Annotated in this window: 11 protein-coding genes; 6 read left to right on the top strand and 5 right to left on the bottom strand. The window is 72.3% G+C overall.

Features of this window, described 5'->3' with window-relative positions; all coding sequences use genetic code 11:
• Window positions 1-25: 25 nt before the first annotated feature.
• On the bottom strand, window positions 26-1,360 hold the full coding sequence (locus IZR01_RS45475) for a DUF1015 family protein (RefSeq protein ID WP_194927453.1): 1,335 nt from the start codon (window positions 1,358-1,360) through the stop codon (window positions 26-28).
• 120 nt (window positions 1,361-1,480) lie between these two features.
• Here IZR01_RS45475 and IZR01_RS45470 point away from each other — a divergent pair, with 120 nt between their 5' ends.
• From IZR01_RS45470 to IZR01_RS45460, 3 genes are all read left to right on the top strand, one after another.
• Entirely contained in the window at window positions 1,481-1,927 is a 447-nt protein-coding gene (locus IZR01_RS45470) for a tetratricopeptide repeat protein (protein WP_194898938.1), read from the top strand.
• Window positions 1,928-2,004: 77 nt separating this feature from the next.
• Window positions 2,005-2,997: an HAD-IIA family hydrolase gene (locus IZR01_RS45465; RefSeq protein ID WP_369125436.1), complete on the top strand. Its 993-nt coding sequence runs from the start codon at window positions 2,005-2,007 to the stop codon at window positions 2,995-2,997.
• 84 nt (window positions 2,998-3,081) lie between these two features.
• The gene (locus tag IZR01_RS45460) at window positions 3,082-3,246 is read left to right on the top strand and encodes a hypothetical protein (RefSeq protein ID WP_194898940.1); all 165 of its coding nucleotides are present in this window, start codon (window positions 3,082-3,084) and stop codon (window positions 3,244-3,246) included.
• A gap of 65 nt (window positions 3,247-3,311) precedes the next feature.
• Here the strand turns inward: IZR01_RS45460 and IZR01_RS45455 are convergent, their stop codons facing one another.
• Genes IZR01_RS45455 through IZR01_RS45440 form a run of 4 tightly spaced genes read right to left on the bottom strand, consistent with a single transcriptional unit; the run spans window position 3,312 to window position 6,829 of the window.
• Window positions 3,312-4,445 carry a CaiB/BaiF CoA transferase family protein gene (locus IZR01_RS45455; RefSeq protein ID WP_194927452.1) on the bottom strand — a complete coding sequence of 378 codons (1,134 nt, stop codon included), beginning with the start codon at window positions 4,443-4,445 and terminating at the stop codon, window positions 3,312-3,314.
• Window positions 4,446-4,497: 52 nt separating this feature from the next.
• Window positions 4,498-5,106: a TetR/AcrR family transcriptional regulator gene (locus IZR01_RS45450; protein WP_194898942.1), complete on the bottom strand. Its 609-nt coding sequence runs from the start codon at window positions 5,104-5,106 to the stop codon at window positions 4,498-4,500.
• A 57-nt stretch (window positions 5,107-5,163) separates the two neighbouring features.
• Window positions 5,164-5,493, bottom strand: a complete 330-nt coding sequence (locus IZR01_RS45445; RefSeq protein WP_194898943.1) for an alkyl sulfatase C-terminal domain-containing protein — start codon at window positions 5,491-5,493, stop codon at window positions 5,164-5,166.
• A gap of 10 nt (window positions 5,494-5,503) precedes the next feature.
• Window positions 5,504-6,829 carry a glycosyltransferase 87 family protein gene (locus IZR01_RS45440; protein WP_194927451.1) on the bottom strand — a complete coding sequence of 442 codons (1,326 nt, stop codon included), beginning with the start codon at window positions 6,827-6,829 and terminating at the stop codon, window positions 5,504-5,506.
• A 388-nt stretch (window positions 6,830-7,217) separates the two neighbouring features.
• On the opposite strand from IZR01_RS45440, the gene IZR01_RS45435 reads away from it, so the two are divergent.
• Genes IZR01_RS45435 through IZR01_RS45425 form a run of 3 tightly spaced genes read left to right on the top strand, consistent with a single transcriptional unit; the run spans window position 7,218 to window position 9,296 of the window.
• Window positions 7,218-7,514 (top strand): hypothetical protein, encoded by a 297-nt coding sequence (locus tag IZR01_RS45435; RefSeq protein WP_194898946.1) that lies wholly within the window; start codon window positions 7,218-7,220, stop codon window positions 7,512-7,514.
• On the top strand, window positions 7,511-8,446 hold the full coding sequence (locus tag IZR01_RS45430; protein WP_323746691.1) for a TlyA family RNA methyltransferase: 936 nt from the start codon (window positions 7,511-7,513) through the stop codon (window positions 8,444-8,446). Before IZR01_RS45435 ends, IZR01_RS45430 begins: the two co-directional genes overlap by 4 nt.
• A 4-nt stretch (window positions 8,447-8,450) precedes the next feature.
• Window positions 8,451-9,296, top strand: coding sequence for an NAD kinase (locus IZR01_RS45425; RefSeq protein ID WP_194927450.1), 846 nt, complete (start codon window positions 8,451-8,453; stop codon window positions 9,294-9,296).
• Window positions 9,297-9,299: the final 3 nt, after the last annotated feature.

Here is a 9,299-nt window from a genome sequence, read left to right as displayed (position 1 = left end):
GCCCTGAGCTGTCCCGCCCCCCGAGTCATCCGTGTCCTGCGACGTCCTCCTCCGTCAGCAACCGCATCACCAGCCCGGTGGCCGGCTTCGGCCCGAACGCCGTCGACTTGCGCGGCATCAGCACCCCGGCCCCGGCCAGCTGCCGGACCACCTCCTCGGTGGTCGGGCGCAGCAGGACCGCGGTGCCGCCGATGCGCGCCGCCTCGGCGACCGCGTGGTAGGGGTCGTGGTCGAAGCGGACTTCCTCGGGGGTGTCCGGGAGCTGCCAGATCGACTCGACCAGGACGTGGTGCAGGACCGTGGCGTCCAGGGCGCGCCAGGCCTCGGGGCGGTCGGCCGGGACGGCCTCGGCCAGGGCTGCCGGGTCGGGGGCGGTGAGCAGGTAGTGCGTGCTGCCGTCGGACAGGACGAAGGCGTGCTCGCCGACCGGGATCGCGTCCAGGGCGTGGTGCGGGTCGGCGGTCTCGCGGACCGCGAAGACCTTGCCGGCCTGCACCGCCGCCGTCGCCAGCGGGACGTGCGGCAGGACGCGGTGGATCGCGTGCAGGCTCAGCGGGTAGCGGCCGGCGTCGACCAGCAGCGCCAGGCCGTACTCGGCCGGGCCGCCGCGCTCGGCGCGCAGCCTGCGGTAGGCCGCGTGCCGGTGGTGGCCGTCGGCGATCAGGGCCCGGTGCCAGAGCAGGTCGGCGGCGACGCGCTGGACGGCGGCCGGGTCGGACAGGGCCCACAGCCGGTGCTGGGTACCGTCCGCGGTGGTGGTGGTCGAGGTCAGCGGTTCGGTCCGGTCGGCGACCTGGTCCAGCAGGTCCGAGACGGTGCGGTCGCCCTGGTAGGTGAGCAGGATCGGCTCGATGTGGGCCTCGGTGGCCCGCATCTGGGCCAGCCGGTCGGCGACCACCGAGTCGGTCACGGCCTCGTGCGGCAGGATCGCGCGGCGGACCGGGGACGGCTCGGCGTCCGCCGCCGGCGCGGAACCGTCGGCACCGGGATCGGCGTCGTCCAACTTGACCAGGCCGATCAGCCCGCGCTGCCGGAAGCCGTGGCCGATCTGCTCGTAGACATACAGCGCCGGCTCGGCGTCCCGGCTCAGCGCGCCGTCGTCGATCCAGGCCCGCAGCGAGGTGGCGGCCCGGTGGTAGCGGGCCGGCGCGCCGGGCCCGCCGGCCAGTTCCTCGGGCGCGGCCAGGATCAGCCGCACGACGTTGTGTTCCTCGGTGTCGGCCAATCGCCTGGCCTCATCCGGACCGATCATGTCGTACGGTGGCGAAGTGACCGCCGACGGGTCGTCGACCCGATCCGGAGCGAACCGCAGCCCTCGGAAGGGGAGGATTCGCAGTGCCTGCGGATCGCTGAGTGCCATGCAGGCATCTTATGGATTCGGACGGTGGCATGACGTAGGCGGAGGGTGGAAAGGAAACACGGCAACAAGGTGTCACGGATGGGGAGCCGTTAGCGGGAGCCGAGTACGACGGAGGATCTGATGTCTGAGCGATACGGCGAGTACGACGCCGAGGACGGTACCCGCGAGCCGACCGGAGAAGCTGCCGACTGGTACCGGCAAGGCGTCCAGCTGCTGGAGGCCGGTGACCCGGCAGCCGCGGCGCAGCTGCTCACCAAGGTCGCCCTCAAGACCCCCGACTCGGCGCCGGTGCTGGAGGCGCTGGCCCGCGCGCACTTCGACGGCGGACTGTACGAGCAGGCTGTCGAGAGTTTCGCGCAACTCGCACATGTGAGCCCCGATGACGACTACGCACAATTCGGCTGGGGCCTGGCCGCGGCCAAACTCGGCCAGATGGATGTCGCCGTCGAGCACCTGTCCGCCGCCGCCGCGATGCGTCCGGAGATCCGTCACTATGCCAACGCCCTGCGCGCCGCCCGGTCCACGCTCCGGGAGCAGACCGGCAAGAAGGGGCTGGCCGACACCTGAGCCGGCGAGTGTGATCAGATAGTGGTGTGACCGCTGAGACCGCTGACCGTCCCGGGGACGCCGGCCACGCCGCGCCCCTGCCGTTGCTGACCTCGCAGAAGCCGCTCGCCGAGGCGTACGACACGGCGCTGCTGGACCTGGACGGCGTCGTCTACCGCGGCGCGGACGCGGTGCCGCACGCCGCCGAGGCCCTGCGCGCGGCCGCCGAACGCGGCATGCGGCGCGCCTATGTCACCAACAACGCCTCGCGCACGCCGGAGGCGGTCGCCGAGCACCTGAACGAACTCGGCGTCCCGGCGGCCGCGGCCGAGGTCGTCACCTCGGCGCAGGCCGCGGCCCGGATGGCGCACGCCTGCGTCGGCGACGGCGGCCGGGTCCTGGTGATCGGCGGCGACGGGCTGATGGCGGCGGTGCTGGAGCTGGGCCTGAAGCCGGTGGCCTCCGCCGACGACCTGCCCGACATCGTGGTGCAGGGCTTCTCGGCCGACCTGGGCTGGAAGGACCTGGCCGAGGCCACCTACGCCGTGCGCCGCGGCGTGACCTGGATCGCCACCAACACCGACACCACCATCCCCAGCGCCCGCGGCATCGCCCCGGGCAACGGCACCCTGGTCGCCGCGGTGCGCGCCGCCTCCGGCGCCGTCCCGCAGGTCGCGGGCAAGCCGGAGCTGCCGCTGCACCGGGAGTCGATCCTGCGCTCCGGCGCCACCCGGCCGCTGATCGTCGGCGACCGGCTGGACACCGACATCGAGGGCGCGGTGCGCGGGCACACCGACAGCCTGCTGGTCTTCACCGGCGTGACCACGCCGCGCGATCTGCTCGCCGCCCCGGCCGACCGGCGTCCCAGCTATATCGCCGAGGATCTGCGGGGCCTGCTGACCTCGCACGTCGCCCCGATCCGGGAGGGCGTGAACTTCGTCTGCGCGCGCTGGACCGCCGCGGTGGTGTCCGAGCAGCTGGTGCTGCACGGCCACGGGGACAAGATGGACGCGCTGCGGGCGATGTGCGCGGCGGTGTGGGAGTACGGCGGGCCGGTCGACATGGAGGACGCGCTGGCGCGCTTGGCGTAGCGCGAGCGCGAGCGCGTCACGAACGCGTCCCCTGCCTGGACCCGCCATGTCGCCGGAACACGGCCGGTTGCCGAGGCTGGCGGCATGAAGGAACTCGAATGGCGTCCGGCGGTCCGTGTCGTGCTGGTGGATGAGGGCGACTATCCGGTCAACTCCGTGGCGTTCGCCGCGGGCTGGGTGTTCGCGAAGAACGAGCACGGGACCGTCGCCTTCCCGTCCTCGCAAGTGATCAAGGTCAGCCTGGGCTGAGACAGCCCCGTGGTGAGACAGCCCCGCGCCACGGGGCTGCTTCAACCCCGCGTCACAGGACTGAATCAGCCCTGGATCACAGCCCCGGCCTCGACCAGGGCGTCCACGTCCTCGAACCCCCACGCGGCCAACGCCTCCCGGGTGTGCGCCCCGGCCGCGCACGGCGGCAGTCCCAGCTCCGCTGAGGTCCGCGAGAACCGGGGCGCGGGGGCCGGCTGGGTCAGCCCGTCGCGCTCCACGAGCGTGCCGCGGGCGGCCAGGTGCGGGTGCTGCGCGGCCTCCTTCGCCGACAGCACCGGGGCCACGCACGCGTCGCTGCCTTCGAACGCCTCGGTCCACTGCGCGCGGGTCCGGCTCCGGAACACGTCCGCGATCAGGGCCCGCAGTTCCGGCCAGCGTTCGCGGTCGTTCTGCTCCGGCGCCCGGTCGGCGATCCCGAGCCGCTGCGCCAACTCGGCGAAGAACTGCGGCTCGATCGCGCCGACCGCCATGTACTCGCCGTCCGCGGTCTCGTAGACGTCGTAGAACGGCGCCCCGGTGTCCAGCAGGTTGGTCCCGCGCTGCTCGCGCCACAGGCCCAGGCTGACGAAGCCGTGCAGGATCGCCGACAGGTGCGCGGTGCCGTCGACGATCGCGGCGTCCACGACCTGCCCGCGGCCGGAGCGGGCCGCCTCCCAGACCGCGGCCAGGACCCCGACGACCAGATACATCGACCCGCCGCCGAAGTCGCCGACCAGGTTCAGCGGCACCTGCGGCGGGCCGCCGGCCCGGCCGATGGCGTGCAGGGTGCCGGTGACGGCGACGTAGCCGATGTCGTGCCCGGCCCGCGGCGCCAGCGGCCCGTCCTGGCCCCAGCCGGTCATCCGGCCGTAGACCAGTGCCGGGTTGCGGGCCAGGCAGGCCTCGGGGCCGATGCCCAGCCGCTCGGCCACGCCCGGCCGGTAGCCCTCGATCAGCACGTCCGCCTGCTCGGCCAGCCGCAGCACCACCTCGGCGCCGCCGGGGTGCTTCAGGTCCACGGCCACCGAGCGCCGGCCCCGGTTGAGCACGTCCCGGTCGCCCATCGACAATCCGCCGCCGCCGGGCCGGTCCACCCGGATCACCTCGGCGCCGAGGTCGGCGAGCAGCATCGCGGCGAACGGCCCGGGCCCGATGCCCGCGATCTCCACGACCTTCAGTCCCTGTAGCGGCCCGGCCATGCACCCCTCCTGGTGGCGGCGGAATTCTTCTGATGGTGTATCAGGTATCGCGTCAAGCTGCCTGTTCGAACAGCGGCCGCAGCAGTGCCTTCGACCTCTGCCAGCGCTCATCCAGCCGTGCGGAGGGATACGGGTGCAGGAACGACACCATCCGCAGGCCCCGGATCGCCTCCAGCGCGGTCAACAGCCGCAGCTGGAAGTCGGGCAGCGCGGCCACCCGCGCCCCGAACAAGATCTTGGAGACCTCCATGAGCCGCCCGGTCAGCGCCCGCTCGAACGCGGTCGTCGCCTCCCGCAGCTCCGGGTCGGTCCGGGCGGCCACCCACAACTCGATCGCGGCGTCGAAGGTCGGGCCCTGATGCGCCTTCCACAGCAGCTCCAGCGCGTCCCCGACCGGATCGGTCGACCCGGCCATCAGGTCCGGCCGGGCCAGCACCAGATCGGCCTGCTGCTCGGCCAGGTGCCGGACCGCGGCCACCACCAGCTCGTCCTTGGTCGCGAAGTGGTGCACCTGCGCCCCGCGCGACACCCCGGCTAGCTCCGAGACCCGGATCGTGGTGGTCCCGGCGTAGCCGTGCTTCACCAGGCACTCGACGGTCGCGTCGAGCAGCAGCCGGCGGGTGGTGGCGGAGCGCTCCTCTTGGGTGCGGCGTGTGGTCACGCCGACCAACTTACAGGCAGGACTGCCGGTTTGTTGAGCACCGGGAGCTCGGCCGGCTCACAGCAACTTGCGCAGCCGCAGCAGATCCGAGAACGAAGCCTCCAGCTTCACCCGCCCCCGAGCCCACGCCGCGGCGAAGTTCAGCTGCCCGGCGACCAGCGAGACCAGATCGTCGCTGTTGATCGTGAGCCGGATCTGCGCGCGGTCCCGGGGCTCGGTGGTGACGTCCTCCAGGGTCCCCTCGCGCAGGGTGCCGTGGAAGGTCACGTCCAGGTCCGGGACCTTGAGGCTCACGGTCCGCACGAGCTTCTTGTTCGAGTCGTCCATGTCGCCGAGATTCCCGGCGAACTCCTTCAGCGCTTCCCGGCATTGCTCGATGGTGGCCACTCGCGTGACCCTAACGCACGTCGGCCGGTGTAAGCGTGGCGTCGGCGACCGCCGGCACGCGCGCCGCCGGGAGTCCGGCGGCCACCGGTGCCGGCCGGTTCCGCCGGGTCACCGCGGCCCAGACCACGAACGCCAGCGTGATCAGCAGGTAGGCGTCGCCGATGACGTTCTCCCACCAGCCCCAGTGCATCTCCAGGCCGTGGTCCACCGGGAAGAGCAGTAGCGGGCCGATCAGGAACACCAGGGCGAGCAGTGCCAGGCCGGCTATCTTCAGCCGTTCCCGGGCGCGGACGATCTGGATCGCGAACGGCAGCAGCATCGGGGCGATCCACACCCAGTGGTGCGACCAGGAGACCGGGGAGATGAGCAGCTGGCAGGCGGCCACCACGGCCAGCGCGCAGACCGGGTCGCCGTGCCGGATCGCCCGGCGCGCCCCGAGGTAAGCCAGGGCGATGACGGCCATCGACAGCGCGAGCCACAGGTGTTCCTCGGTCTTGACCGACATCGCCAGCCCCGGCAGCCCGCCGAGCCGGTGCAGGCCGCCGCGCAGCGACTGGTTGGCGGCGTATCCGAGGTCGCCGATGCGGGTCGGGTCGAAGACCGTCTCGGTCCAGTAGGCCCTGCTGTCGCGCGGGGCCAGGATGAAGCTCAGCGAGGTGGCGCCGACGAAGGCCGCGGCCATGTTCGACGCGGTCTTCCACTGCCGGCGCGCGACGAAGTAGAGCAGGAACACCGCCGGGGTCAGCTTGATCGCCGCGGCGATGCCGGCCAGCACGCCGCGCGGGATCCGGGTCTTCGGGCCGAGCGCGTCGGTGACGACCAGGCCCATCAGCAGCAGGTTGATCTGCCCGTGCAGGAAGGTGCTGCTGATCGGCTCCATCACCAGGCTGAGCAGGGTCAGCGTGACCAGCACCCGGGGCGTGGGCTCGGGCAGGAACCGGGCTCCGGCGCGGCTGCGCAGCACCAGGTAGAAGGTCCAGGTCAGGGCGGTGAACCCGATCGCCACCATCAGGATCGCGGCCAGGTAGTAGCCGAGGAATCCCAGCACGCTGAACACCACGGCCGCGAACGGCGGGTAGGTGAACGGCAGGTTCGGCCCGGCCAGCGGCCGCGGGAAGGCGGTCGTGTACAGCGGCAGGTTCTTCATGAAGGAGATCCCGCCGTCCCGGTAGACCTTCAGGTCTATCAGCGGGTTCCCGCCCTTGCCGGCTATCAGCCCGATCCCGAAGACCAGGACCGCCGCGGCCATCCACCAGGCGGCGGCCCGGCGTCGGCTCCACGGCTTGTAAGACGTTGTCAAACGGTCGATCCAGGGACCGTCGTCCACCATCGCCATGCCAGCGATACTCCTTATGCTCCGACGCCGGCGCCGCGGCAGGACTCACGCGCTTCCAGGGGTGTCGCCGCGAGGGAAATCTTCGCGACAGCCGCATACGTTAGCGGATATGGACGGCGCATGAATGTCACTCGAAAGATTTGTGAGTTAACAGCGGATGCCCGTCAGGCGACGCCCTGACCAGGGTCTCATCGCTACATGAGGGAATCCTGAGAGGTAAACTGTGTAATATCTGGCGGCATTGTTAATTCGCGGCGTCTTCGCGGCGGCCATCCGGTTCTGCTACAGCTTGTCGTAGTTCGTTGGCGCCGTCAAGACGGTGCCGGTGCGCCGGTCGCGCTCGGCGCCGGAGTCGGCGCCGCGGGGGGTCCGCGCGATAGCGTTCGTAGTGAACAACCGACAACCGAAGGCGAGCGGCGCGACCATGGACGAGTTCGAGACGGACGGCCGACCGGAGGGGGAGGCCGGCGCGCCGGCGACCGCCTTCCAGGACGGCGCCGAACCCGCCGACTTCCACGTGGACTACGAGCACTCCGGCGACCGGCGGGTGGACGACGCCCTGGACCGCCTGGCCGCGCTGCCAGGCACTCCGCTGCCGGAGCACGCCGACGTCTACGACGCCGTCCACACCGAGCTGCGCGCGATCCTGTCCGAGCAGCCCGCGGGCGCCCAGGGCCCGCGGTGACGCCGCGGCGCCGCCTGGACGCCGAGCTGGTACGCCGCAACCTGGCCCGCTCGCGGGAGCAGGCGCGCGAGCTGATCGAGGCCGGCCGGGTCACCGTCGGCGGGCAGAGCGCGAGCAAGCCCGCGACCCAGGTGGAGACGGCCGCGGCGATCGTGGTCGCCGAGCCCAGACTGGGTGCGGACTACGTTTCGCGCGGCGGGCACAAGCTGGCCGGGGCGCTGGCAGCCTTCGCCGAGCACGGTCTGAGCTTCGCCGGCCGCCGCGCCCTGGACGCCGGGGCCTCCACCGGCGGCTTCACCGACGTGCTGCTGCGCAACGGCGCCGCGCACGTGGTGGCCGTGGACGTCGGCTACGGCCAGCTCGCCTGGTCGCTGCGCACCGACGAGCGGGTCACCGTGCTGGACCGGACCAACGTCCGCGACCTGACCCCGGACATGATCGGCGGCCCGGCGGAACTCGTGGTGGGTGATCTGTCGTTCATCTCACTGCGGCTGGTGCTGCCGGCGCTGGCCGCCTGCGCGACCCCGGAGGCGGACCTGACCCTGATGGTCAAGCCGCAGTTCGAGGTCGGCCGGGAGCGGCTGGGCTCCGGAGGCGTGGTGCGCGACGTCGCCCTGCACGCCGAGGCGGTGCGGGACGTGGCCGCCGCCGCGGCGAAGGCGGGGCTCGGCGTGCGCGGCGTGGCCGCCAGCCCGCTGCCGGGACCGGCGGGCAACGTGGAGTACTTCCTGTGGCTGCGCGCCGACGCGCCGCCGCTGCGCGAGGAGGAACTGACACGGGCCATCGAGGAAGGCCCGGCCGGGGACGGCCGGTTCGACGCGGACTCCACACCGGAGCCCGCGCCGGATGCTGACAGCGCTGCTGGACCGATGAGCGCTGCTGGACAGAAGAGTGCTGCTGGATCGATCGTGAACGAAGGGTCTGGGGACTGAACTGATGGGACACGGCGAGCGCAACGTGCTGTTGGTCGTCCACACCGGCCGACAGGTGGCCCTGGACGCCGCGCGCGACACCGTCGCGCGCCTGTCCGCCTCCGGCGTCGGCGTGCGGGTCCTGGCCGGCGAGGCGGGGGAGCTGGAGACCGACGCCCCGGTCTGCGCGGCCGACGCCCAGGCACTGGAGGACATCGAACTGGTGGTGGTCCTCGGCGGCGACGGCACGATGCTGCGCGGCGCCGAGGTGGCCCGCACCGCCGGCGTCCCCCTCCTGGGCGTGAACCTGGGCCGCGTCGGCTTCCTGGCCGAGGCCGAGTACGAGGACCTGGCCTTCGTCGTGGACCGGATCGTGGCCCGGGACTACACGGTCGAGGAGCGCATGACCGTGGACGTCGAGGTCCGCCTCGACGGCCAGGTCGTGGACCGCTCCTGGGCACTGAACGAGGCCAGCGTCGAAAAGTACTCCCGCGAACGCATGCTGGAGGTACTGGTCTCGATCGACGGCCGCCCACTGTCCAAATGGGGCTGCGACGGCGTCATCTTCGCCACCCCGACCGGCTCCACCGCCTACAACTTCTCAGCCGGCGGCCCAATCGTCTGGCCAGACCTGGACGCCCTGCTACTGGTCCCGATCAGCGCCCACGCCCTGTTCGCCCGCCCCCTGGTGGTCTCCCCCCACTCACTCCTGGCCCTGGAGCTGCAACCCAACGGCGACGACACGGCGAGCAAGGGCGCTGTGATGTGGTGCGACGGCCGCCGGGTGATCGACCTGCCGCGCGGTGCCCGGGTCGAGGTGCGACACGGGGCGCTGCCGGTGCGGTTTGCTCGGCTGCCAGCGGCTTCCTAGAGG

The organism is Catenulispora pinisilvae, from assembly GCF_015356865.1.
Taxonomy (GTDB): Bacteria; Actinomycetota; Actinomycetes; order Streptomycetales; family Catenulisporaceae; genus Catenulispora; species Catenulispora pinisilvae.
This window is presented reverse-complemented; position numbering and strand designations above follow the sequence as displayed.